23 protein-coding genes, 1 tRNA gene and 2 riboswitches are annotated in these 22,670 nt (G+C 61.2%); of the genes, 7 read left to right on the top strand and 17 right to left on the bottom strand.

Going from position 1 to position 22,670, the window contains the following annotated elements; genetic code table 11:
* Positions 1 to 23 precede the first annotated feature (23 nt).
* The 5 genes from gcvT to BM160_RS10350 all read right to left on the bottom strand — a co-directional run bounded on the left by gcvT (position 24) and on the right by BM160_RS10350 (position 6,321).
* Positions 24 to 1,211 carry a glycine cleavage system aminomethyltransferase GcvT gene (gcvT, locus tag BM160_RS10370; RefSeq protein WP_092004510.1) on the bottom strand — a complete coding sequence of 396 codons (1,188 nt, stop codon included), beginning with the start codon at positions 1,209 to 1,211 and terminating at the stop codon, positions 24 to 26.
* 15 nt (positions 1,212 to 1,226) lie between these two features.
* Positions 1,227 to 1,328, bottom strand: a riboswitch (glycine riboswitch).
* 18 nt (positions 1,329 to 1,346) lie between these two features.
* Positions 1,347 to 1,450, bottom strand: a riboswitch (glycine riboswitch).
* A gap of 72 nt (positions 1,451 to 1,522) precedes the next feature.
* Positions 1,523 to 2,800, bottom strand: a complete 1,278-nt coding sequence (locus tag BM160_RS10365) for a TRAP transporter large permease (RefSeq protein ID WP_092004508.1) — start codon at positions 2,798 to 2,800, stop codon at positions 1,523 to 1,525.
* Positions 2,797 to 3,291: a TRAP transporter small permease gene (locus BM160_RS10360; RefSeq protein WP_092004505.1), complete on the bottom strand. Its 495-nt coding sequence runs from the start codon at positions 3,289 to 3,291 to the stop codon at positions 2,797 to 2,799. The genes BM160_RS10365 and BM160_RS10360 overlap by 4 nt, the downstream gene beginning before the upstream one ends.
* A 90-nt stretch (positions 3,292 to 3,381) precedes the next feature.
* On the bottom strand, positions 3,382 to 4,353 hold the full coding sequence (locus BM160_RS10355; protein WP_092004502.1) for a TRAP transporter substrate-binding protein: 972 nt from the start codon (positions 4,351 to 4,353) through the stop codon (positions 3,382 to 3,384).
* A gap of 282 nt (positions 4,354 to 4,635) precedes the next feature.
* Entirely contained in the window at positions 4,636 to 6,321 is a 1,686-nt protein-coding gene (locus BM160_RS10350; protein WP_092004499.1) for an electron transfer flavoprotein-ubiquinone oxidoreductase, read from the bottom strand.
* A gap of 116 nt (positions 6,322 to 6,437) precedes the next feature.
* On the opposite strand from BM160_RS10350, the gene BM160_RS10345 reads away from it, so the two are divergent.
* The 4 genes from BM160_RS10345 (at position 6,438) to BM160_RS10330 (ending at position 9,288) form a co-directional block, all read left to right on the top strand.
* Positions 6,438 to 7,220, top strand: a complete 783-nt coding sequence (locus BM160_RS10345) for an SDR family oxidoreductase (protein ID WP_092004496.1) — start codon at positions 6,438 to 6,440, stop codon at positions 7,218 to 7,220.
* 67 nt (positions 7,221 to 7,287) lie between these two features.
* Positions 7,288 to 7,938 (top strand): LysE family translocator, encoded by a 651-nt coding sequence (locus tag BM160_RS10340; RefSeq protein WP_092004616.1) that lies wholly within the window; start codon positions 7,288 to 7,290, stop codon positions 7,936 to 7,938.
* Between the two features lie 3 nt (positions 7,939 to 7,941).
* Positions 7,942 to 8,853 (top strand): DMT family transporter, encoded by a 912-nt coding sequence (locus tag BM160_RS10335; protein ID WP_092004493.1) that lies wholly within the window; start codon positions 7,942 to 7,944, stop codon positions 8,851 to 8,853.
* A gap of 12 nt (positions 8,854 to 8,865) precedes the next feature.
* Positions 8,866 to 9,288, top strand: a complete 423-nt coding sequence (locus tag BM160_RS10330; protein WP_092004490.1) for an acyl-CoA thioesterase — start codon at positions 8,866 to 8,868, stop codon at positions 9,286 to 9,288.
* Between the two features lie 69 nt (positions 9,289 to 9,357).
* On the opposite strand, the gene BM160_RS10325 is transcribed toward BM160_RS10330, so the two are convergent.
* From BM160_RS10325 to BM160_RS10315, 3 genes are all read right to left on the bottom strand, one after another.
* On the bottom strand, positions 9,358 to 9,969 hold the full coding sequence (locus BM160_RS10325) for a peroxidase-related enzyme (protein ID WP_092004487.1): 612 nt from the start codon (positions 9,967 to 9,969) through the stop codon (positions 9,358 to 9,360).
* Between the two features lie 167 nt (positions 9,970 to 10,136).
* Positions 10,137 to 10,454 carry a hypothetical protein gene (locus tag BM160_RS10320; protein ID WP_092004485.1) on the bottom strand — a complete coding sequence of 106 codons (318 nt, stop codon included), beginning with the start codon at positions 10,452 to 10,454 and terminating at the stop codon, positions 10,137 to 10,139.
* Positions 10,455 to 10,757: 303 nt separating this feature from the next.
* On the bottom strand, positions 10,758 to 12,188 hold the full coding sequence (locus tag BM160_RS10315) for a catalase (RefSeq protein ID WP_092004482.1): 1,431 nt from the start codon (positions 12,186 to 12,188) through the stop codon (positions 10,758 to 10,760).
* Between the two features lie 167 nt (positions 12,189 to 12,355).
* Here BM160_RS10315 and BM160_RS10310 point away from each other — a divergent pair, with 167 nt between their 5' ends.
* Complete coding sequence (locus tag BM160_RS10310; protein ID WP_092004479.1) at positions 12,356 to 12,733, top strand: carboxymuconolactone decarboxylase family protein; 378 nt, start codon at positions 12,356 to 12,358, stop codon at positions 12,731 to 12,733.
* A gap of 101 nt (positions 12,734 to 12,834) precedes the next feature.
* Here BM160_RS10310 and BM160_RS10305 read toward each other — a convergent pair whose 3' ends face one another.
* Positions 12,835 to 13,389, bottom strand: coding sequence for a LuxR C-terminal-related transcriptional regulator (locus BM160_RS10305; RefSeq protein WP_092004476.1), 555 nt, complete (start codon positions 13,387 to 13,389; stop codon positions 12,835 to 12,837).
* A gap of 108 nt (positions 13,390 to 13,497) precedes the next feature.
* Here BM160_RS10305 and BM160_RS10300 point away from each other — a divergent pair, with 108 nt between their 5' ends.
* Entirely contained in the window at positions 13,498 to 14,202 is a 705-nt protein-coding gene (locus BM160_RS10300) for a CoA transferase subunit A (protein ID WP_092004473.1), read from the top strand.
* Positions 14,202 to 14,837 (top strand): 3-oxoacid CoA-transferase subunit B, encoded by a 636-nt coding sequence (locus tag BM160_RS10295; RefSeq protein WP_092004470.1) that lies wholly within the window; start codon positions 14,202 to 14,204, stop codon positions 14,835 to 14,837. Before BM160_RS10300 ends, BM160_RS10295 begins: the two co-directional genes overlap by 1 nt.
* A 55-nt stretch (positions 14,838 to 14,892) precedes the next feature.
* Here the strand turns inward: BM160_RS10295 and BM160_RS10290 are convergent.
* From BM160_RS10290 to BM160_RS10255, 8 genes are all read right to left on the bottom strand, one after another.
* Positions 14,893 to 14,966, bottom strand: a tRNA-Gly gene (locus tag BM160_RS10290).
* 53 nt (positions 14,967 to 15,019) lie between these two features.
* Entirely contained in the window at positions 15,020 to 15,340 is a 321-nt protein-coding gene (locus BM160_RS10285) for a DsrE family protein (protein WP_255368808.1), read from the bottom strand.
* A gap of 276 nt (positions 15,341 to 15,616) precedes the next feature.
* Entirely contained in the window at positions 15,617 to 17,179 is a 1,563-nt protein-coding gene (locus BM160_RS10280) for a tripartite tricarboxylate transporter permease (protein WP_255368806.1), read from the bottom strand.
* 1 nt (position 17,180) lies between these two features.
* Complete coding sequence (locus tag BM160_RS10275; protein WP_092004465.1) at positions 17,181 to 17,603, bottom strand: tripartite tricarboxylate transporter TctB family protein; 423 nt, start codon at positions 17,601 to 17,603, stop codon at positions 17,181 to 17,183.
* A gap of 353 nt (positions 17,604 to 17,956) precedes the next feature.
* Positions 17,957 to 19,516 carry a sensor histidine kinase gene (locus BM160_RS10270; protein ID WP_092004462.1) on the bottom strand — a complete coding sequence of 520 codons (1,560 nt, stop codon included), beginning with the start codon at positions 19,514 to 19,516 and terminating at the stop codon, positions 17,957 to 17,959.
* Complete coding sequence (locus BM160_RS10265) at positions 19,497 to 20,183, bottom strand: response regulator (protein ID WP_092004460.1); 687 nt, start codon at positions 20,181 to 20,183, stop codon at positions 19,497 to 19,499. The genes BM160_RS10270 and BM160_RS10265 overlap by 20 nt, the downstream gene beginning before the upstream one ends.
* Before the next feature lie 199 nt (positions 20,184 to 20,382).
* Positions 20,383 to 21,498 carry a ligand-gated ion channel gene (locus BM160_RS10260; RefSeq protein ID WP_092004457.1) on the bottom strand — a complete coding sequence of 372 codons (1,116 nt, stop codon included), beginning with the start codon at positions 21,496 to 21,498 and terminating at the stop codon, positions 20,383 to 20,385.
* Complete coding sequence (locus BM160_RS10255) at positions 21,495 to 22,640, bottom strand: cache domain-containing protein (protein ID WP_177218979.1); 1,146 nt, start codon at positions 22,638 to 22,640, stop codon at positions 21,495 to 21,497. The genes BM160_RS10260 and BM160_RS10255 overlap by 4 nt, the downstream gene beginning before the upstream one ends.
* Between the last annotated feature and the right edge of the window lie 30 nt (positions 22,641 to 22,670).

Genomic DNA, 22,670 nt, shown 5'->3' with positions numbered 1-22,670 from the left:
AGGAAAAAAATCAGCCGCGGTGTTCAACCACGGTAGTAGCGGGTGGGCACGAAAGGCATGGCAGCGACTTCCATGGTCACGGCCTTGCCGCGCACCATGGCATTGACGCGAGTGCCTATGGCGGCGAACTCGGGGCTGACATAGCCCATGGCCACCGGCTGGTTGATGCTGGGGCCCAACAGGCCGCTGCTGACTTCGCCGATGACGGTGCCGTCCAGGCTTTGCAATTCTGTGTGCTCGCGCACCGGAACCCGCTCAAGCGCTATCAGGCCCACGCGTTTGCGGCTCAGCTGGGCCGGGTCGCTCAGCTGGGTCAGGATTTTGTCTGCACCAGGAAAACCGCCGGCGCGCGCGCCGCCAGTGCGGCGCACCTTCTGGATGGCCCAGTTGAGGCCAGCTTCTATTGGCGTGGTGCTGGTGTCTATGTCATTGCCGTAAAGGCACAGGCCGGCTTCCAGGCGCAGCGAGTTGCGCGCGCCCAGGCCTATGGGTTTCACTTCGGGCTGGGCCAGCAGGGCTCTGGCCAGGGTGTCGGCCTGTGAGGCCGGCACGGAAATCTCGAAACCGTCTTCGCCGGTGTAGCCGCTGCGCGTGAGGAAACAGTCGCAGCCGGCCACCGTGAAGCGGCCGCCGCTCATGAATACCAGTTTTTCCACGCCTGGCGCCAGACGCTGCAGCGCCGTCACGGCCTGCGGCCCCTGCAGCGCCAGCAACGCCATGTCCGGCATGGGGATGACTTCGCAGCGAGTGCCGATTTTTGCCTGGATGTGGGCGATGTCGCCGACCTTGCAGGCGCCGTTGACGATGACAAAAATATCGCCACCATTGGCGTAGTCACGGTTGAAAAACATCAAGTCATCGATGATGCCGCCGTCTTCATTGAGCAGCAGGCCGTAGCGCTGCTTGCCCGGCGCCAGGTCGATCACATCGACGGGAATCAGGCTCTCCAGCGCGGCGGCCGCGTCAGGGCCAACCAGGCGCAGCTGGCCCATGTGGGAAACGTCAAACAGGCCGGCGGCGCTGCGCGTATGCAGGTGTTCGGCCATCAGGCCGGCCGGGTATTGCACCGGCATGGAATAGCCGGCAAAGGGCACCATGCGGGCGCCGAGTTCGACATGCAAATCGTGCAGCGGCGTCTTGAAAAGCGAAGCGGGGGACGCGGAAGTGGTGTCGGACAAGGCATTCTCCAATGGGGGCAAACATGAATCCATGACCAGGGGTCATGGGCTGCCCCTGCTGTCCACTTTACCTGAGAGATTCACCTGGCGATGCAGGCTTGCTCCTTCGGTGGACCGCTTTGAAAGCGGCCTCTCTCCAGTAGGGAACGCCCCGGCGCGATGCGCCTGGGGCGGTTGCCAGTCCTTTTGCCTGAGCGTTCAGTCCACCATAAAGGGTGTGACATGCGCCTTCGGCGGTTTTCGCGATGAAAACTCTCTCCTGACCCCGCAAGTGTAGCGGAAGCCGGGCCCGAAACCGGCCGTTACGGGCGCTGCCGACGGGCGTTTGATTGAGGTATTAAGGCTTACTTTACATACACCAGGTCGCGCAGGGCCAGCGACAGTTGCGGCACATAGGTCACCACCATCAGGCAGGCCAGAATCACCAGCACAAAGGGGATGAGGTGGGTGACGATGCGGTCCAGCGATATTTTGGCCACGGTGCAGGCGGCGAACAGGTTCACGCCAAAGGGCGGGGTGATCATGCCCAGCGCCAGATTGACCACCATGATGAGCCCGAAATGCACCGGGTCGATGCCGAAATGCATGGCCACCGGCGCCAGTATGGGCGCCAGCACGATGATGGCGGCGCTGGTTTCAATAAACATGCCGATGATGAACAGCGCCGCATTGACCCCCAGTAAAAACATCGCTGGCGACTGCAGCACGGCTTGCAGCCAGTGGCCTATGGCGTCGGGCACGCCGGCGCGGGTGATCAGGAAGGCGAACAGGCCGGCGTTGGCAATGATGAACATGATGACGGCGCTGGACAGCACCGATTTGCGCAGGATGTTGTAGAGGTCGGGCAGCTTGATCTCGCGGTAGACCACGATGCCGACGACCAGCGCATAAAACACCGCCACCGCCGAGGCTTCGGTGGGTGTGAATATGCCGCCGTAAATGCCGCCCAGAATGATCACCGGCATCAGGAGCGCCCAGCCGGCCTGCAGAGCGGCCTTGCCAAAGGGCAGGCGGCCGTCGCCGTCGTGCTTGCCCCAGCCCTTCCAGCGGCAGTACAGGTGCACAAACAGCATCAGCGCGCAGCCGATCAGCAGGCCGGGGCCGAAGCCGGCGATGAAGAGCTCGCCAATCGAGACTTCGGCGCTGACGCCGTACAGAATCATGGGAATCGAGGGCGGGATGATCACGCCCAGCTCGGCGCTGGTGGCCTGCAGTGCCGCCGCATAGGCGGTCGGGTAGCCGTGCTTGATCAGCGCCGGAATCAAGATGGCGCCTATGGCAAAGGTGGTCGCCACCGAGGAGCCCGAGACCGCGGCAAAAATCATGCAGGTCAGCACGCAGGTCATGGGCAGGCCGCCCTGTATGCCGCCCACTATGCTTTTGGCGAACTCGACCAGGCGGCGCGAGATGCCGCCGGTTTCCATCAGGTTGCCGGCCAGAATGAAAAAGGGAATGGCGGCCAGCGGGAACTTGTTGATGGCCGAGAACATTTCCTTGACCGAGATCAGCATGTTGGCATTCGACGCCTGGATGCCGAGGATGGAGGCCAGGCCAATCGACACGGCCACGGACACGGTGAGTGCGAAGCACAGCACCATGGTTGAAATCATCACTGCGGTCATTGAGCCGTCTCCAGTTCGTTGCGTTGGGGATCTATCAGGTTGCCTATGAGGCCGATGACGCAAAACATGCCGCCTACCGGCATGGCCACATAACCCCAGAACATGGAGATGGACTCCAGGCCGGCCATGGACTGCACGCGCCCGCGCAGCGAGTAATCCCAGCCCCACCAGATGATGACGGCGATCAAGGCCAAGGCGGCCAGACAAACCACCCAGTCGAGCACGCGCCGGATGCGCGGCGGACTCCAGCGGTAAAGCACATCGACGCTGACCATGGCGCCCTGGCGAAAGGCCATGGGTATGCCCATGAAGACCATCCAGATCAGGCTCAGGCGGATCAGGATTTCGCTCCACTCGGCGGGTTGCTCCAGCACGAAGCGCGTGATGATCTGGAACATGCCCAGCGTGGAGGCGATGACCAGCATCAGGCAGGCCACCAGCATGGAAAATCCCGTGGTCCAGCGTTCAAATTTGAGAAAGGCTTGTTTCATGGGAAATACACTAGTTTGACAAAGAAAACGCCCGCAAGTCCAATGACTGCGGGCGTATCCAGCTACAAAATAAGTAGCGAAGCGCGCGCCTTATTTGTAGTTGCGGATCTTGTCCAGGTTGGCCTTGCCGAACTGCTTTTCGAACTCGGCGTTGACCGGTGCCAGCGCGGCCACGAACTTGGCCTTGTCGACGTTGTCGATCACCGTCATGCCCTTGGCGCGCAAGTCGGCCACGCCCTTGGCATCGTCTTCGTCGACGCGCGCGCGGTTGACTTTCGTGCCTTCCTTGGCGGCGTCCAGAAAGGCCTGCTTGTCGGCAGCGCTGAGCTTGTCAAAACTGGCCTTGTTCATCACGAAGATGCAGGGCGAGTAGACGTGGCCGGTCAGCGTCAGGTGTTTTTGCACCTGGTCGAACTTGGCCGAAATGATCACCGGCAGCGGGTTCTCCTGGCCGTCGACCGTGCCCTGTTGCAAGGCGGTGAAGACTTCGGGGAAAGCCATGGGCGTGGTGATGATGCCAAAGCCCTTGTAGGCGGCGATGTGCACCGGGTTCTCCATGGTGCGCATCTTCAGGCCCTTCAGGTCGGTCGGGTCCTTCACGTCGCGCTTGCTGTTGGTCATGTGGCGAAAGCCGTTTTCGGCCCAGGCCAGGGCCTTGAAGCCCTTGGCGTCGAATTTGCCCAGCATCTCCTGGCCGATCGGGCCGTCGAGCACGGCGCGTGCGTGCGCCTTGTCGCGGAACAGAAAAGGCACGTCGAGGATCTTGGTCTCGGGCACGAAGTTGGGGATGGGGCCGGTGGAGCTGAAGGCCAGCTCTTGCGTGCCCAGTTGCACTGCTTCAATCGACTCGCGTTCGCCGCCCAGCGCGCCGTTGTAAAAGGTTTGCACCTTGTAGCGGCCGCCGGTGCGCTTTTCAACTTCCCTGGCGAAGGTGTCTATGGCCACGCCCTGGTGGGAGTTTTGCGCCGTGGAGATGCTGATTTTCATGGTGGTCTGCGCGCTCGCCGCAGCGATAAATCCCAGACCCAGGCTCAGGCCGATAAGCAGTTTAGAAAACTTCATGCTGTCTCCAAAATAGATGTCGATTCAGGAATTTTTTGAATGCGCAGAGGTGCCGCAAGCCCTCTCATTATTGCGGCAGCGCAGGGCAGAGCGTGCGCGGGTTTTCGCTTAAGCGGGGGATAAAAAGGCTTGGTGTTTTTACCGCAGGCTTGGAGCAATCGCCGTTCCATGTGGCATCACCGGGCCGGTCGGTCCAGGCGCAGAGCGGCCATGAAAAAAGCCCGGAATTCCGGGCTTTGGGATGCGGTGGCGCCGGGCCAGCCCGGGCGTTTGGCGGCTGGTTTACATGCCGCTGTAATTGGGGCCGCCGCCGCCTTCTGGTGTCACCCAGACGATGTTTTGTGTCGGGTCCTTGATGTCGCAGGTCTTGCAATGCACGCAGTTCTGGGCGTTGATCTGCAGGCGATCGCTGTTGTCTTCGTTCTTCACAAACTCGTAGACCCCGGCCGGGCAGTAGCGGCTTTCGGGACCGGCGTATTTCGCCAGATTGATGCGAACCGGCACGCTCGCGTCTTTCAGCGTCAGATGCGCCGGCTGCTGCTCTTCGTGGTTGGTGTTGGAGACAAACACCGAGCTCAGACGGTCAAAGGTGATCTTGTTGTCGGGCTTGGGATAGACGATGGGCGTGCACTCGGCCGCCGGCTTGAGCATGGCGTAGTCGGGCGTGGTGCGGTGCAAGGTCCAGGGCGGGCTCTTGATGCCCAGCTTGGGCAGCAGCCAGTGCTCTATGCCGGTCATGAAGGAGCCTATGTACAGGCCTTTTTTGAACCAGGCCTTGAAGTTGCGCGACTGGTTCAGCTCCTGGGCCAGCCAGCTCTTGGCGTAGGCCTCGGGGTAGGCGCTCAATTCATCGTGCTGACGGCCGGCGGTCACGGCGGCGTAGGCGGCATCGGCTGCCAGCATGCCGGACTTGATGGCGGCATGGCTGCCCTTGATGCGGGCCGCATTGAGGTAGCCGGCGTCGCAGCCTATCAGTGCGCCGCCGGGGAACACGGTTTTGGGCAGGCTGGAGGCGCCGCCGGCCGTGAGGGCGCGTGCGCCGTAGCTGATGCGTTTGCCGCCTTCCAGATAGGCCTTGATGCTGGGGTGCGTTTTCCAGCGCTGCATTTCCTCGAACGGGCTGAGGTAGGGGTTGCTGTAGTCCAGTCCGGTGACAAAGCCCAAGGTGACCTTGTTGTCTTCCAGGTGGTAGAGAAAACCGCCGCCATAAGTCTTGCTGTCCATGGGCCAGCCGGCGGTGTGCACGACCAGGCCTGGCTTGTGTTTGGTCGGGTCGATTTCCCACAGCTCTTTGATGCCCAGGGCATAAGCCTGCGGGTCCTTGCCTTCATCGAGCTTGAACTTGGCAATCAGCTGGCGGCCCAGGTGGCCGCGTGCGCCTTCGGCAAACACGGTGTACTTGCCATGCAGCTCCATGCCCAGCTGGAAGTTTTCGGTGGGCTCGCCATCCTTGCCAATGCCGAGGTTGCCGGTGGCCACGCCCTTGACCGAGCCGTCGTCGTTGTAGAGCACTTCGGCGGCGGCAAAGCCGGGGAAAATTTCAACACCCAGGTTTTCGGCCTGCTGCGCCAACCAGCGCGTCACGTTGCCCAGGCTGATGACGTAGTTGCCTTCGTTGTGAAAGCAGTCGGGCACAAAGAAGGCTGGCGTCTTGGTCGCACCGGTTTCGGTGAGGAACAGCACTTCATCGGCCGTGACCGGCTGGTTCAGCGGCGCACCCAGTGCTTTCCAGTCTGGGATCAGTTCGCTCAAGGCCTTGGGGTCCATCACCGCGCCCGAGAGAATGTGGGCACCGGGCTCAGAGCCTTTTTCCAGCACGACGACGGACAGCTCTGTGCCTTTTTCGGCTGCCAGCTGTTTCAGGCGAATCGCCGTGGCCAGGCCACCGGGGCCGCCGCCGACAACGACGACGTCATATTCCATAGCTTCACGGGGACCGAACTGGGCCAGAATTTCTTGGGTGTTCATCGGGGACTCGCTGATAATGATTTCAGGATTGGTTTTTCTGTCTCGCCGTTGATTTTAGGGTGCGAATGCAGACGGCCCGGATGCTGGTTCACTTTGTTCATCGGGAGGCATCTCTAATGACTTACAGTTTGGATCTTTCGGGGCGCGTTGCCCTGGTGACGGGCGCATCCGGTGGGCTGGGCGCGCAGTTTGCCAGAACCCTGAGTCGCGCCGGCGCCGCCGTGGTGCTGGCCAGCCGCCGGGTGGACAAGCTCAAGGAGTTGCGCGCCCAGATCGAGGCCGAAGGCGGTGCCGCCCATGTGGTGTCGCTCGATGTGACGGACTGTCTCAGCATCAAGGCCGGTGTGGCGCATGCCGAAACCGAGGTCGGGCCCATAGATATTTTGGTCAACAACTCCGGCGTGAGCACGACGCAACGCCTGCAGGATGTCGCGGAAGACGACTACGATTTCATTTTCAACACCAATGTGAAGGGCGCCTTCTTTGTCGCGCAGGAAGTTGGCAAGCGCATGCTGGCCCGGGCCAAGGGCGCTGCGCCCGGCAGCTTTGTTGGCGCGCGCATCATCAACATCGCCTCGATGGCCGGCCTGCGTGTGTTGCCGCAGATTGGCGTGTACTGCATGAGCAAGGCGGCCGTGGTGCAAATGACCAAGGCCATGGCGCTGGAATGGGGCAAGTTCGGCATCAACGTCAATGCCATTTGCCCCGGCTACATAGACACCGAGATCAACCACCACCACTGGGAAACCGAGCAGGGCAAAAAACTGGTGCAGATGCTGCCGCGCAAGCGCATCGGCAAGCCGCAAGACCTGGATGCCTTGCTGGTCATGCTGGCCAGCGGTGAAAGTCATTTCGTCAACGGCGCCATCATTGCGGCCGACGACGGTTTCGGTGTTTGAGTCGGCCCTTACAATTTCCGGCCTTAGAAGAGAAACCCGCACACCTGCGCGCACGCGCGACCCCATGATGACTCAATCCCTGCTCCCTTATCTTGGCCCGGTGGGCCTGATTCTTTTGGCTTTGCTGGCCGGCGTGGTGAGCCCAGGCCCCAGCTTTGTGCAGGTGGCGCGCATCGCCGTGGCGCGCTCGCGTGCCGATGGACTGGCCGCCGCTGTGGGCATGGGCTTGGGTGCGCTGGTCTTTGCCACGCTCGCGCTGGCTGGCCTGCATGCCGTGCTGACGGCCGTACCGGCCCTGTATGTCGCGCTGAAGTTGCTGGGTGGGCTGTACCTGATGTGGATGGCTTTGAACATCTGGCGCGACGCTTCCCAGCCGCTGGCGATCAGCGCCGCCCATGATTCTGTCGCCCGTCACACGGTGGGGCAGTCGTTTCGTCTCGGGCTACTGACGCAGCTGAGCAATCCCAAATGTGCCGTGGTCTACGGTAGCGTGTTTGCCGCCTTGCTGCCGGCGCAGTTTCCCCTGGCGGCCGGTCTGCTGTTGCTGGCCGGCGTGCTGCTGATGGAGACCGCCTGGTATGCCGTGGTTGCCGTGCTGCTGTCAGCGGCGGCACCGCGTGCGCTTTACCTGCGCAGCAAGACCCTGGTGGACCGCACGGCGGCCGGGGTCATGGCCTTGCTAGGCCTGCGTCTGGTTGCCACGGCGAACGCGGTTTAGCGCGTGCTGACGGGCATTGTGGCCGGGCTCGCGGCGGGCGCGCTGTGGGGGCTGGTGTTTGTGGCGCCGCGCATGCTCACCATGGGTGAGGGAGGCTATGCCTCGGTAGACCTGACGGCCGGACGTTTTGCGGTGTATGGCCTGGTGGCCGCGGCGGTGATGCTGCTGGGCCTGCCGGGATTTCGCCGGCGCCGCCTGCCTACGCTGCGCCAGGCCTGGGCCGCGCTGGGCATGAGCTTGCTGGGCTTTAGCGGCTACTACCTGCTGCTGGTGCTGGCCATACGCGATGCCGGCACCGAAGTGCCTACCCTCATCATAGGCACCATTCCCCTATGGATCATGCTGTTGGGCAAGCCGCAGGGCTTGCGTTGGGCCGCGCTGCTGCCGGGGCTGGCGCTGACCTTCGCCGGCCTGCTGCTCATGATGGGCGCTACGCACGGGGCGAGCGCTGGCGTTGCCACGCATTTCTGGCGCGGCATCGCCTTTGCGCTGATGTCGCTGGTGTGCTGGACGACCTTTGCCATCCTCAATTCGGCCTGGCTCAAGCGCCATCCGGAAGTCAATGCGACCGACTGGGCCAACTGGTTGGGCCTGGCCACCGGTTTGGGGGCGCTGCTGATGTGGCTCGTCGCCGGTTCCGATATGAATGTGCTGGCCGCCCGCGACGACCGCGCCACGTTTGCGCTGCTGTGCCTGATGGCCGGTTTTGGCTCGACCTGGCTGGCCACCATTTTGTGGAATATGGCGAGCCAGCGCCTGAGCGCCAGCCTGTGCGGCCAGCTCATCGTCAGCGAAACCATTTTTGCGCTGCTGTACTCTTTTGCCTGGGACGGCCATTGGCCCAGCCTGGCGCAATTCGGCGCCTGCGTGCTGTTCACGCTGGGCATTTTGGCTTCCATACGGGCTCACCGTTAATCACTGTCCACCATGAAAATTGAAATTCCCGAGATAAAGAAGCTGGTCTACGAGATGCGCATTCCAATTCGCTGGGGCGACATGGATGCGATGGGCCACCTGAACAACGGCAGCTACTTTCGCTACATGGAAACCATACGCATCGACTGGCTGTATTCGATTGACTGCAAGCCCGACCCGCTGGGCGAAGGCCCGGTGATCGTCAATGCCTTTTGCAATTTCTACAAGCAGCTGGAATACCCGGGCGATGTGCTGATCAAGATGTATGCCAGCGATCCGGGGCGCACCACGTTTGAAAGCTGGGTCACCATGGAGCGGGTAGACCAGCCCGGCGTGATCTGCGCCGCCGGCGGCGCCACCACCATCTGGGTGGATTTCCCGGCACAAAAGGCTAAAACGATGCCGGACTGGATGCGCCAGCAGGTGATGCCCTGAATTTAAGAGAAATAGGGCTGCAGCGCACTAGCCATATGCGCAAGCAGCTATTAAATAAATAGCAAAAAATCACTGAACCGGCGGAGCCGGTTTGGCCGCTTTGGGCACGCGCCCCATCAGGTAGAACTCGGGGTTGGGCTGCATGCCGCTGAAGCTGGCCATGCGATTGGACAAGCCAAAGAAAGCGGTGATGGCGGCAATGTCCCAGGCGTCTTCGTCGTTGAAGCCGTGCGGGTACAGGGCAGCAAAATCGGCGTCTTCAATCTGGTCGGACTGCTGGCAAACCTTCATCGCAAAATCCAGCATGGCGCGCTGACGCGGCGAGATGTCGGCCTTGCGGTAGTTGACCGCCACCTGGTCGGCGACCAGCGGCTTCTTTTCGTAGATGCGCAGGATCGCGCCGTGCGCCACCACGCAATACAGGCAATGGTTGGCGGCGCTGGTGGTGGTGACTATCATCTCGCGCTCACCCTTGCTCAGCGAGCCGGCGGGGTTGGAGCCTTCTTCCTTGAGCATGAGCGCATCGTGGTAGGCAAAGAAGGCGCGCCACTCGGCCGGGCGACGCGCCAGCGCCAGGAAGACCGTGGGCACAAAACCGGCTTTTTCCTGGACTTCCAGCACCTTGGCCTTGATGTCATCGGGCAAGTCGTTGATGTCGGGGGCGGGGTAGCGAACGGTCATGGCTTGTCTCTCTTTCTGGTGGGGCTGTCGATCTTTGGAGAATGATACGTTCCCTGACGGAAGGCAGGCGCTTGGCGCTAGGCCTTTGCAGGGCGAAAAAAAACGCCGCCGGGTTGCCCTGGCGGCGTATTCATGCGCTTGAAGCGTCAGCGTTTGCGCGCCGCGCCTTATTCGCCCCAGCCGGAGTGCTTTTCGCACATCTTGTTGACGGACTTGCCCTTGGCGCTTTCCGAGAAGGTGGCCAGGTTGCCCTTGAAATCATCGGGGGTTTCGTTCCACATGCAGGTGCAGAACGCTTGAGCATTGGTCTGGCCCTTGACGGCGCTCTTGTCATTGCCGCCTTCCCACTTGCTGTTGGAAGTCTTGAGGCATTGCGCGTACACCTTGTCGCCAGCAGGCGGCTTGTTGTAGTCGTCAGCGGCGCGGGCCGAGGTGACGGAAAAAATCAGACATGCGGAGGCAAGGGCGAGGAGCAGTTTGTTCATGAAGCAGGGACCTGGTTGGTTATTTCAAAGGATATCGGAACTGCTTGTAACCATTGAAACGATATGAAACAAATCCGACAGCGCAGTGTAGGGCCTAAATGGCCAGGACCCAGGGATGAAAGTGCGTGCGGAAAAAATCTTTTTGCGGCCGCGCCCGCGCCGCAAGCGCAACTGGCTTGAACAGGTTTAGCCACAACGGGGCGAAAGAGCGGGGCGAAAGAACAGGAAACGGGGGGAGGGGTTAGCCGCCCCCACAGGTGTGCTTTGCCTGAACCTAAAACACCAGCTTAGGTGAAGGCTTGCTCATCCCTTTGCCAAAGCCTTAGCCACCCCGGCGCCGTAAGCCGGATCGGCCTTGCTGCAGTTGGCGATGTGGCGTTCCTGGATGGCCTTGGATGCGCCGCCGACCGCGCGTGCCGTGTTGTCAAACAGCAGTTGCTGCTTTTCCTGCGTCATCAGGCGGAACAGATTGCCGGGCTGCGAGTAATAGTCCTCGTCCACGCGGTGGTTCCAGTGGTCGGCTGCGCCTTCAATCGACAGCGGCGGCTCGGCAAAATCGGGCTGCTCCTGCAGCGCGCCTTTGCTATTGGGCTCGTAGCCAATTTCTGAGCCATTGTTGCCATCCACCCGCATGGCTCCGTCGCGGTGCGAGGTATGGAAGGGGCACTTGGGTGCATTCACCGGAATCTGGTAGTGGTTCACGCCCAGGCGGTAGCGCTGCGCATCGCCATAAGAGAACAGGCGCGACTGCAGCATCTTGTCGGGTGAAAAGCTGATGCCGGGCACCACGCTGGCGGGCGAGAAGGCCAGTTGCTCGACTTCGGCGAAGTAGTTTTCGGGGTTGCGATTGAGCTCCAGCACGCCGACGTCGATCAGCGGGTAATCGCCATGCGGCCAGACCTTGGTCAGGTCAAACGGGTTCAGGTGGTAGGTGGCGGCGTCTTTTTCGGGCATGACCTGGATCTTCAGATTCCAGCGCGGGAAGTCCTTGTTATCTATGGCGTTGAGCAAGTCGGCCTGATGGCTTTCGCGATCATGGCCGACCAGCGCCGCCGCCTCGGCATCGCTCAGGTTCTCAATGCCTTGCTGCGAGATGAAGTGGAACTTGACCCAGAAGCGTTCGTTCTTGGCATTCAGAAAACTGAAGGTGTGGCTGCCGAACCCGTGCATGTGGCGGTAGGACTTGGGCAAGCCGCGGTCGCTCATGACGATGGTGACCTGGTGCAGCGCCTCGGGCAGCAGGGTCCAGAAGTCCCAGTTGTTTTCGGCGCTGCGCAGATTGGTGCGCGGGTCGCGTTTGACGGCGCGGTTCAGGTCGGGAAACTTCAGCGGGTCGCGCAGAAAGAACACCGGCGTGTTGTTGCCGACCAGGTCCCAGTTGCCTTCTTCGGTGTAGAACTTGACGGCAAAGCCGCGTATGTCGCGTTCGGCATCGGCCGCGCCGCGCTCGCCGGCGACGGTGGAGAAACGCAGCACCAGATCGGTCTTCTTGCCGATTTGCGAGAACAGTTTGGCCTTGGTGTACTTGGTGATGTCGTGCGTGACGGTGAAGCTGCCGTAGGCGGCCGAGCCCTTGGCATGCATGCGGCGCTCGGGAATCACCTCGCGGGCAAAGTGCGCCAGCTTTTCCAGGTGCCAGACATCCTGCAGCAGCACCGGGCCGCGCGGTCCTGCGGTTTGGGTGTTCTGGTTGTCAACTACCGGTGCGCCGGCGGCAGTGGTCAATTTGGTCATGGGTGTGTTCCTTTAATAGGGGTTTGCTATTGATGACAACTTGATTGTGTTTGCTGGCTATCGGGCAGGCAATAGCTTGCCCATAGTAATTCTTCAATGCGCCGATAGCCAGTCGCGCCATCGCGTAGCGCAAGGCTATGCTGTCGATTTTTTGGAGTACACGCTTTATGGATTCTCAATTCGACCAAGGCCTGGCCACCCGCAAGCAGGTGATGGGCGAGGACTTTGTAGCCAAGGCCTTCGGCAGTGCCACCGACTTCACGCTGCCCATGCAGCACTACATCACGCGCAACGCCTGGGGCGACGTCTGGCAGCGGCCTGGCCTGGACTTGAAAACGCGCAGCCTGATCACGGTGGCCATGCTGACGGCGCTGGGCAAGCAGCATGAGCTCAAGGGTCATGTGCGCGGCGCGCTTAACAACGGTGTGACGCCCGAAGAGCTGCAAGAGGTGTTGCTGCACGCCAGCATCTACTGCGGCGTGCCGACGGCCGTGGAAGCCTTTCGCAGTGCGGCCGAGGTGGTGGATGCGCCAAAAAAGGCCTGAAATTTTGAGTCATTTCGGCCTCTAGCCCTTGTTCTGTATGCACTAGAAGCTATAAAAACAATAGCGATCAATATGCCTCGCGGCTCGCTGTGCCTGTCGGCTTAGCCGGCCATCATTTTTTGTATCAGGTCGCCGGTGGTCGAGGCCTTGTACTTGCGCATCAGGCGGGCGCGGTAAATCTCCACCGTTCGGTGGCTGATGCTGAGGGCGCGACCTATCTCCTTGGAGGTCAGTCCACGCATCAGGTGGGCGGCCACTTCTCGCTCGCGTGCCGTCAACTCGGCGGTCACGGGCCGGTTGGCGCTCAGGTCCTCAAAGGTCCAGATACCGGCCTCATGCGGAACGCTGCGATTCAGTGCGCGCCCGGTGACATGGCACCAGAAGGTCTCGCCTTTAAGGCGTCCATCGAAGCGCCTCATGATGCGGTTGTCGGAATACATGCCGGTGGCATTGAGTATGGGCAGCATGCGCGCGCCTATGCGCTCGTACTCGTCCACGCTGGGATAGAGAATCAGGAAAGACTGCCCGATCAGCTGTTCGCGGGCAGCGCCGAACATCTCGCAGACATGCTGATTGCAGTCCACAATGGAACGGTTGCGCGACAACACCAATCCCACCGGCGCCAGGTCGAAAGCGAGCTGGTAATTCACTTCCATGGGGCTAACCTTTACGAAAAACTACGTATGCAGATACGTAGTATCGTAGCGATATCCCGGCCTTGTGGGCCGTTTGCAGGAGCAACTGATGTTTACCAGGAGACATTTGTGAACAAACTTTATCCTTCCGCGGAAGCGGCACTCAAGGGTGTCGTCAAGGACGACCAGTTATTGGCCGTAGGTGGCTTTGGATTGTGCGGCATTCCGGAGGCCTTGATTGACGCTTTGCGCGATTCCGGGGTCAAAAATCTGAGCGTGATCTCCAACAACGCGGGCGTCGATGGTTTCGGCCTCGGCAAGCTGCTGGAAACGCGTCAGATCAAGAAAATGATCTCCAGCTATGTCGGCGAGAACAAGGAGTTCGAACGCCAGTACCTGGCCGGCGAGCTGGAGCTGGAATTCACGCCGCAAGGCACGCTGGCCGAAAAGCTGCGTGCCGGTGGCGCCGGCATTCCGGCCTTTTTCACCAAGACCGGAGTGGGCACGTTGGTGGCCGAAGGCAAGGAGTTGCGCGACTTTGACGGTGAAACCTATGTGATGGAGCGCGCCCTGGTGCCTGACGTGGCGCTGGTGAAGGCGCACCGCGCCGACAAGTCGGGCAATCTGCAGTTCCGCCTCACGGCCCGCAACTTCAACCCGGCCGTTGCCATGGCCGGAAAAGTCTGCATCGTGGAAGTGGAGGAGGTGGTGGAAACCGGTGACATGGCTCCCGATTCGGTTCACCTGCCAGGCATTTATGTGCACCGCATCGTGCATAATCCGAATCCCGAAAAACGCATTGAAAAGCGCACCGTATCCGAAGGAGCGAAATAATGGCCTGGACTCAAGACCAGATGGCGGCGCGTGCCGCCCAGGAACTCGAAGATGGTTTCTATGTCAACCTCGGCATAGGCATTCCAACATTGGTGGCCAACTTCACCGGTGACAAGGAAGTCTGGCTGCAGTCGGAAAACGGCATGCTGGGCATAGGCCCATTCCCGACCGAAGAAGAAGTCGATGCCGACCTGATCAACGCCGGCAAGCAGACCGTCACCACCATCAAGGGCTCCTCAATCTTCGGCAGCCACGACAGCTTTGCCATGATTCGCGGCGGCAAGATCAACCTGTCCATCCTGGGTGCCATGCAGGTCAGCGAGAAGGGCGACCTGGCCAACTGGATGATTCCGGGCAAGATGGTCAAGGGCATGGGCGGCGCCATGGATCTGGTCGCCGGTGTCAAGCGCGTGATCGTCCTCATGGAGCATGTCGCCAAGAAGAAAGACGGCACGGAAGACCTGAAAATCCTGCCCCAATGCACCTTGCCGCTGACCGGCGTGGGCGTGGTCAACCGCATCATCACCGATCTGGCCGTGATGGACGTGACACCCGCAGGTTTGAAAGTGATTGAGCTGGCGCCAGGCGTGAGCTTGGAGGCCTTGCAAGCCAAGACCGGCGTCAAGCTGATCTGATAGACGGGTTTTCATTCGCCCAGTAAAAAGGCCCCTAGGGGCCTTTTGTTTTATCTGGAGCGGGTGAAGGGAATCGAACCCTCGTATGAAGCTTGGGAAGCTGCCGTTCTACCATTGAACTACACCCGCGTGATTTTGATTATAGGAGCAGGTCTGGCGCAGCCTGTGCTGCTTACCCGCCATCAAGGCCGCAAATAAGCCCAGCCTTCGCCTTGCTTCTTCATGATCTCGGTCACGCCGGCGGGCACGTAGCTGATGCCGTTGAGCATATCGTCCTTGCCCAGCTTCTGGCCGCGCATGGTGTTTTCGCAGGCCATGACCTTGATGTTGGCCTTCATCGCATCGGCGATGCGGGCGCCGACCGGGGATTCGAGTTTGAGCATGCCAATGCCGGGTCCGTAGGCGACGATCTCGATATCGACGTTGGCGGCGCCCACGTCTTCTTGCAGGTTTCTGGCGTTGTTGAGCGCCAGGTTCCACTTGGCCGGATCGTTGTCACTCATTTGGATCACGATTTGATGACGTTTTTGGCCTGTAGCCCCCGTCAATTGTGCGTGAGCAGCTATCAAAAATGGAGTGGTTGCGACCAGCGAGGCGAAAGCGCCCGCCTGGATAAAAGATCTGCGGTTCATGGCTGAATGTCTCCTGAAGGAAGGACTTATTTCAACACAATTACCGCCCCTGCAGCCCGTCCTATCCATCAGCGCTGGCGCTGCGAATCGAAATGGGGCGCAGTCTTTTATGCGTGCGGGCATCATGGTCGTTGCGCCAAGGTGGCCTTATTTGGCCGTGACAGCTGGCGCGCTGCCGACTATGACAGGCGCACTTGGCGCACTTGGCCCGCTATGAATCTTGTGATCCGGTGCTTTTATCAACTTCCGGGCAAATGTCACCACCTGCCACACGACCAGGGTTCCGATCACGGCGAGCAAGGTGGCACTGATGGGGCGGTTGACGAACACGCTGAAGCTACCCCGGCTCAGAAGCATGGCGCGGCGGAAATTTTCCTCCAGCATGGGGCCCAGAATGAAGCCCAGCAGGAGTGGCGCAGCCTCCATATCCAGGCGCAGAAACAAATAGCCAATCAGGCCAAAAACGGCTGTGATGAAGATGTCATCCAGGCTGTTGTTGATGCTGAACGTACCGATGCAGCAGAAAAAGAGGATCGCCGGAAACAGCACGGTGTAGGGGATCTTGAAGACCGACAACCAGTAGCGCACCAGGGGCACGTTGAGGATGACCAGGAAGCAATTGCCCACCCACATGCTGGCTACCAGACCCCAGAACAAATCGGGGTGGCTGGCGATCATGTTGGGGCCGGGTTGGATGCCCTTGACGACGAAGGCGGCCATCATCAGGGCCATGACTGCGTTTTCGGGAATGCCAATGGCCATCAGCGGGATGAAGCTGGTGCGTGCCGCCGCCTCGTCGGCAGCCGCCTGTCCGGCCACCCCTTCGATGCATCCGGTGCCGATCTCGTGCTTGTATTTGCTGAACTTCTTGTCAGCCGCATAGGCGGCGAACTGGGCGATCGTGGGGCCGCCGCCGGGCAGGATGCCGAGGACGGAGCCAATCACGCTGCCGCGCAAGGCACTGGGAATGATGCGCTTGAACTCGGGCCAGGTCGGCATCAGCTTGATCGTGCCGTTGAAAGGCGTGTGTACGTTTTTGTTGTCGAGGTTTTTCACCACCTCGGCAATGCCGAAGCAGCCCAGGGCGATGCTGATCAGGCCAATCCCGTCGGTCAGAAAGGCCAGGTCCATGGTGTAGCGCGCCACGCCGCTGTTCACATCGGTACCGACCATGCCGAGCAGAACGCCGACCATGGCCATGGCCAGGCCGTTGAGCAAGCTGCCGCTGCTGACAAAGCTGACGCAGAAAAACCCAAGCAGCATGAGGGCGCAGTAATCGGCCGGCCCGAACAGGAACCCGACCTCGCCCAATGGTTGTGCCAAGGTCGAAAGCACCACAATGGCCACGGTGCCGCCAATGAAGCTGGAAATACCCGCGGTGAATAAGGCCAGGCCGGTTTTTCCTTTGAGCGTCATCTGATAGCCATCGATACAGGCGACGATGCTGCTGGCGTGCGGAATCTTCATGGTGATGGCGCTCACGCTGTCGCCGTATTGCGCCCCGTAGTAAATCCCGGCCAGCATGATGAGCGCGCCGCCAGTGGGAATGGAGTAGGTCAGGGGTAGCAGCAAGCTGATGGTGGACAAGGGGCCCAGTCCAGGTAGCAGCCCGATGAGCGTGCCCACCGTGCAGCCAAGGGCGCAGTAAAGGAGGTTCTGCCAGGTCAGCGCGTGTTCGAAACCAAACGCGAGGTTGTGTAGGATGTCCATATCAGTACAAGGGCAGGCTAAGGCCGAGTAAGTGTTTGAAGGCAAAGGCCACGGCGATCAGGCCAATGGAGATCTTGATGTTGCGCACCACGGAATACGAAGTGCCGGCAAACGTCGAGCAGAACACCAAAAATATGATGCCCAGGATCATGTTGATGTGCTCGGAAATCAGCGCAAACCCGACCAGGCTCAGCAAAATGAGGGCGATGTTTTTGACGCTGTAGTCCAGGGGTACGGGGTCGACGAAGTGCGAACGCACCACCGAGAGCAAGCCAACCACCAAAAGCAAAGCGCTCACGATCAGGGGAAACATTCCGGGCCCGGAGCGGCTTAATTCGCCTATCGAGTATTTCAGCGCCACCGAGCCAAACAGCAGGGCGATCGCTATGAGGCACAGGCCTCTGACGAAATTTCGGTTGTTCATGTTCATGACAAGCGCCTCCGGGGCTGCGCCGGTGCGGCGTTGTCATACATTGAGGCTTGGTTCATCCGGGTCTCCTTGTGGTTCTGCCCCGTGCCCTCAGATCATGCAAAGCGCAACTGGCGAGGCGTTCGGGTTGGAGGGATGTTATGGAGCGAGGCTTCCAATCGGCTTTCGTTTTGCACGCTCAGCCTCAAAATACGTGTTATCACTAACACGTAATATGACTGTGGCGCGAGCGCGCATCGCGCCGCTTGCCGTGGCTTGGCAAGCTGGTTTGGGGTTGCTGCGCACAGCGACCTTGAGGCTCCGGGCTGCACCCAATTAGGAGGCTTCAGCGCTTGAGTCGTGTGCGCTCAGCCTTGGTGGCCGGGTGCCAGAGGCAGGCGCAGGATGGCACGCAAGCCGCTGGTGCTTGAGGCCGCGCCCGCGTCAGGAGCAGCGAGGTCCGCCAGCTCGATATCGCCGCCGTTACGCCTGGCGTAAGCGCGTGCGATGGCCAGGCCCAGTCCGGCCCCATGCGGACCCTTGCCGGGGCTGCTTCCACCATGGTGGAATCGTTCGAAAACTGCCGCCCGCCGCGCCTTGTCTATGCCAGGGCCGCTGTCGTGAACTTCGGCCAGCGCCATGCCGTCCCGGATGCTCGCCATCACGGTAATGCGTCCGCCTGATGGCGTGTACACAATGGCGTTGTGCACCAGGTTGGCAAGCGCCTCGTGCAGCTCGGGGCCTCTGGCCAGCACTGGAACCACCGGCGCTGCGGCTAGCCCGGATGGGGAGGGCGCGTCGTCCTTGACGTCTTCGGCCGGCCGTTCTTCCCGGGCATCCGTCCAGCCCAGATCCTGATTTTTCTCGTGCGCCAGCGTCAGGTACTGCAGCACGACATCTCTGGCAACCGCATTGAGATCCACGAGGTCCGGCGCGTCGGCGGTCAGGGTTTTTTCACTCGCGTGGGCCAGCGACAGCAGTTGCTCACACAGGCGCCTGCTGCGCGAAATCTGGGTGACGATGGCACGCAAGGTCTCGTGAAGCTGTTCCGGGTCTTTTTCGCGCAACGCGAAACCTGCCTGGGTCAGCATGATGGCCAGCGGCGTGCGCAACTGGTGCGATGCATCGGCCAGAAATTGCGACTGCTGGTCCAGCAAGTCCCGGTAGCTGGCAATGTACTGGTTGACGGCATCGACCAGCGGTGCCACTTCATGCGGAACATCGCTGGTGTCCAGCGGCTTCAGGTCACTTCCCTTGCTTTGCAGCACGGACTTGCGCAGCCGCTCCAGTGGTCGCAAAGACCAGCTCACGCCCAGCCAGACCAGCAGAATCATCACCAGCACCATGCGGGCATCGCGCAGGAGCTCCTGGCGCAGCGAATCGGCCTGCGCCTGCAAGCGCGGGCCCGCCCCTTCGGCAGCCTGGATCAGGATGCGGAAGGGCCTGGCGTGCCCGTCAAGCGCGGTGCGATGCACGGCCACCACGCGTACCGGGTAGCCACGATAGACAGCGTCGTACCAGACGGATTGGCCGTTGTTGTCAGGGGGCACGGGTGGTCGCGGCAGATCGGACTCGCCGAGCAGCGTGACCTCACTGGCGGACCGGTTGCTGTCGGACTGGCCATCAGGCAAAGGCGTCAATCCGACGTACAGGTGCTTGTACTGCGGCCGGGTCGCTTCGAACATGGCTTGCACCGAGAAAGGTGTATTCACGCGGATGGAGCCGTCGGCGGCCAGTCCGATGCTGTTGCTCAGTGCGCTCACCGGCTCCAGCATGGATTGATCGTAGGCGTCCTGCACCAGGGCGCGCAGGGCGCGGTAGTCATTCCAGCTGTCAAGAGCGAGCAAGGCCAGAACGCCGGGCAGCAGCAGGGTCAGCAGCCGCGCCCGGATGCCGAAGCGGCCGCGCTCAGGTTTGGGCGGGTGCATGGGCGATGCTTTCCAGCATGTAGCCCAGGCCGCGGACCGTGACGATGCGCACGTCGCTGCCTGCGAGCTTGCGGCGCAGCCGGTGCAGCACCAACTCGATCGCGTCGGGCCCGGCGCTGCTGTTGTGCGGGAAGACCTTGCTGGAGAGTTGTGACTTGTCCACCGGTGTGCCGCTGCGTACCAGCAGCGCCGTCAGGGCCGCGTGCTCACGGGGCGTCAGCGGCAGCAGCGATCCGGCGAGTGTGAATGCCCGGCTTTCGTGGTCGCAAGACAGCGAGGCGCAGTGGAGCGGCACATGCGGACGGCCGCGGCTGCGCCGCACTAGTGCGGCCAGGCGCGCTTCCAGTTCTTCAAGTTCGAAGGGCTTGGTCAGGAAATCATCGGCGCCGAGGTTCAGGCCGCGTACCCGGTCCTGCAGGGAACCTTGCGCTGTCAGTACCAGCACCGGCGTGCGGTTGCCGGACTTGCGCATGTCGGCAAGCAGGGACAGGCCGTGTCGGTCGGGCAGGCGCAGGTCCAGCACCACGGCGTCGTATTCCGTAGCGGCGAGGAAGGCCTCAGCCGTGCCTGCGTCGCTGGCGTGGTCAGGCACGAAGCCACTTTGCTTGAGCGCGCGCACCAGCCACGACGCCATATCGAGTTCGTCTTCTACCAGAAGAATGCGCATGAGTAGGAGGGTTGCAGGTAGCGTGCTGAGCGGGCAAGTAGGGCAGGGCTTACTTGAGGATGTCGCCCCTATACAGAGATTTCATTCTAGGGCTCTTTTGCCTGCCGCATTCAAGGGCTTGCTGTTCGTGTCTGACGCCATACCTAGCGGAGCAAAGCACCTTGCCGGGACCACCGGCAAGGTGTTTGGGTCTAAGCGCTTAGAACACCGCCATCAGAACCATCGCCGTCGCGGTGCCGAACACCAGTACCGGGATGGCCCAGTTGATGAAGGCATAAAACTCCTGCTGCACATGGGTGCCGAACAGGCGCTTGACCCCGCTGTAGCGGTACAGCAGTATGCCCACGGCAAAACTGACGGCCAGCAAAAAGTAGTTCAGCCCGAACAGGCGCATCACCGGGTTGTCGCCCGTGGCCAGCTTGACGAAGCTGGAGTTGACGGTGAAGTTGAGCGCCACCACGGCAAACAGGCCGCCTATGCTGATGTTGGTCAGCTCGAAGGCATCGACCGCAAACTCACCGTCTTCGTCGATCCGGTTCAGCCACAGCACCAGCAGCGGAATCAGCAGCGAGGCGAACAGCGGCACGAAGATCGTGGCCAGCAGGCTTTTTTGCTCGCGCTTGACCACCAGAGCGGCTTTCACGCGGGTGTTGGCCTCACCGCGCCAGGCGCCAACCGAGTCCTTGGACAACTCGACCAGGCCGACGGACCAGCCGTCCAGCGTTGCGTTGTGCTGCGTGTTGCTGAACTCGAGCTCGTCCTGGCGGTAGTCCAGCACCAGCCGTTCCAGCGGTTCGCTGCGCGAGATCATTTCCACGCCCAGCTTCTGGCGGTCAAACGGGAAGTTTTCCAGCGAGTAGCCGGTTTCAAAGGCCGCCGTGGTGCGCTGCATTAGCTCGACCCGGCCGTCCGGCGAGATGCGCAGGTTGCGCTTCTGGAAAGCCGGTGTCGCCTTGAGATTGGAAAACTCCACGTTGGGATGCCAGATCTGCGCGAGTTTTTTCTCCACCTCACCGTCCAGGAACTCCAGATAGCCGGCCGGCGCCTGCTCGGCCGGATAAGCCAGGCGCAGATCCTGCCAACGCAGGCGGGTGTCCACCGTGGCGGTGAAAGTTTCCTCGTTCTCGTTGATGCCCTTGAGCTCAATGAAGCTCAAGCCGGCGCGCACTACCACGGGCAGGCCGCGGCCTTGCGGCAGCGAGGTCAGGCTTTTGCCCGGCTCGGTTGCGGCGGCTGCGGCTGCGGGGGTGTCCTTGGCCTGGGCGCTGCCCAGGGCCAGTGCGGCCAGCGCGGCCGCAATCAGCCAGCGCCTCATGGCTTGCCCGCCGACTGTGCGGCTTCTTGTTGCAGGCGCAGGCGTTCATAGGTCTGCGCCAAGACGCCGATTTCGCTGTAATAGGCCTCGGGGTTGGACAGGGGCTCGGCCGGTTGGCCGTCGGCCAGGGCGGCAAAACGCGGGTTGAGCTCGGCCAGCGGACGCACGATGGCGCCGCGAATCACCATCAGGATCACACCGGCCAAAATCACCAGCGCAAACAGCGAGTACATCGCCAGCCAGATCATGGACTGACCCATGGCGCTGCGCGAAGGGCTGAAGTCCTTGGCCACCGCGATCATGCCCAGCTGTTCGCCGGCGGGATTGCGCAGGGGAATGATCACCACGCCGTAGGGCGTGTCCTGCGCTTCGCGGGCATAAGGCTGGTTTTCGATGCCAGGCTGGGACAGTTCGGTGTCGCTCACCAGCTTGCTCATCAGTTCCCAGTTGGTCGATTGGAACTTGATGTAGCGGCCGACGCGGTTCTTCTCGGAGAAAATGTCGCCGCCCAGTCCGGGCGAGCTCTTTTTGAGCCGCTCTTCGTCGATGAAGAGCACGGTTTCCAGGCCGTAAGCGGTCTTGACCTGATCCAGCACGCCGCCGAAGTTTTGGCCGAACTCAAAAGTACCTATGTATTTGCCGGCGCGGTCGGTGACCGGGGTCACGCCGAAGATGCCGGGGCCGGCGCGGGAGATTGACAACCCTTTGCGCGCCACCTGATCTTTTTGCACGGCGACCACGATGGGGCGCGACGATTTCAGGTCGTCGCCGAATTTGGCCGGATCATTCAGGCGCAGAAAGGAGATGCTCTGGGGCGAGTGGAACTGCGCCTGGTCGGTGTTGTGCTTGTCCTTCTGGATGTCGAACATCGGTTTGAGTTCGTTCACCAGCGCCTCGCGGTTGCCGGCGGCAAACAGTTCCTGGACCCGGGGCATGTTGGCGACCAGTTCTGCGCGTGCCAGCGAGCGGCCGGCGGCGCCCTGAAGGTTGAAGTCGACGATGGACTTCATCAGCGCGTACTGGCTGTTTTCGGTTTGTTCCGTGGTGCTGACGAACAGGCGGTTGGTCAGGAAGGTGGTGAGCAAGATAACGACCACCAAAAAGCCGAGCAGCGTGGCTAACGCATTCCGTTGAAATTTCATGAGTCCCTCGTAGGCGCACAGCAAAACCGC

Source organism: Polaromonas sp. OV174, from assembly GCF_900112285.1.
GTDB lineage: Bacteria > Pseudomonadota > Gammaproteobacteria > Burkholderiales > Burkholderiaceae_C > Polaromonas.
Note: the sequence above shows the minus strand (reverse complement) of the source record. Positions and strands in the feature narration are given on the sequence as shown.

Coding starts and splice junctions, on each gene's coding strand:
- gcvT (WP_092004510.1), bottom strand. CDS start 1,211: ATGGATTCATGTTTGCCCCCATTGGAGAATGCCTTGTCCGACACCACT.
- BM160_RS10365 (WP_092004508.1), bottom strand. CDS start 2,800: ATGACCGCAGTGATGATTTCAACCATGGTGCTGTGCTTCGCACTCACC.
- BM160_RS10360 (WP_092004505.1), bottom strand. CDS start 3,291: ATGAAACAAGCCTTTCTCAAATTTGAACGCTGGACCACGGGATTTTCC.
- BM160_RS10355 (WP_092004502.1), bottom strand. CDS start 4,353: ATGAAGTTTTCTAAACTGCTTATCGGCCTGAGCCTGGGTCTGGGATTT.
- BM160_RS10350 (WP_092004499.1), bottom strand. CDS start 6,321: ATGAACACCCAAGAAATTCTGGCCCAGTTCGGTCCCCGTGAAGCTATG.
- BM160_RS10345 (WP_092004496.1), top strand. CDS start 6,438: ATGACTTACAGTTTGGATCTTTCGGGGCGCGTTGCCCTGGTGACGGGC.
- BM160_RS10340 (WP_092004616.1), top strand. CDS start 7,288: ATGACTCAATCCCTGCTCCCTTATCTTGGCCCGGTGGGCCTGATTCTT.
- BM160_RS10330 (WP_092004490.1), top strand. CDS start 8,866: ATGAAAATTGAAATTCCCGAGATAAAGAAGCTGGTCTACGAGATGCGC.
- BM160_RS10325 (WP_092004487.1), bottom strand. CDS start 9,969: ATGACCGTTCGCTACCCCGCCCCCGACATCAACGACTTGCCCGATGAC.
- BM160_RS10320 (WP_092004485.1), bottom strand. CDS start 10,454: ATGAACAAACTGCTCCTCGCCCTTGCCTCCGCATGTCTGATTTTTTCC.
- BM160_RS10315 (WP_092004482.1), bottom strand. CDS start 12,188: ATGACCAAATTGACCACTGCCGCCGGCGCACCGGTAGTTGACAACCAG.
- BM160_RS10310 (WP_092004479.1), top strand. CDS start 12,356: ATGGATTCTCAATTCGACCAAGGCCTGGCCACCCGCAAGCAGGTGATG.
- BM160_RS10305 (WP_092004476.1), bottom strand. CDS start 13,389: ATGGAAGTGAATTACCAGCTCGCTTTCGACCTGGCGCCGGTGGGATTG.
- BM160_RS10295 (WP_092004470.1), top strand. CDS start 14,202: ATGGCCTGGACTCAAGACCAGATGGCGGCGCGTGCCGCCCAGGAACTC.
- BM160_RS10285 (WP_255368808.1), bottom strand. CDS start 15,340: ATGAGTGACAACGATCCGGCCAAGTGGAACCTGGCGCTCAACAACGCC.
- BM160_RS10280 (WP_255368806.1), bottom strand. CDS start 17,179: ATGGACATCCTACACAACCTCGCGTTTGGTTTCGAACACGCGCTGACC.
- BM160_RS10275 (WP_092004465.1), bottom strand. CDS start 17,603: ATGAACAACCGAAATTTCGTCAGAGGCCTGTGCCTCATAGCGATCGCC.
- BM160_RS10270 (WP_092004462.1), bottom strand. CDS start 19,516: ATGCACCCGCCCAAACCTGAGCGCGGCCGCTTCGGCATCCGGGCGCGG.
- BM160_RS10265 (WP_092004460.1), bottom strand. CDS start 20,183: ATGCGCATTCTTCTGGTAGAAGACGAACTCGATATGGCGTCGTGGCTG.
- BM160_RS10260 (WP_092004457.1), bottom strand. CDS start 21,498: ATGAGGCGCTGGCTGATTGCGGCCGCGCTGGCCGCACTGGCCCTGGGC.
- BM160_RS10255 (WP_177218979.1), bottom strand. CDS start 22,640: ATGAAATTTCAACGGAATGCGTTAGCCACGCTGCTCGGCTTTTTGGTG.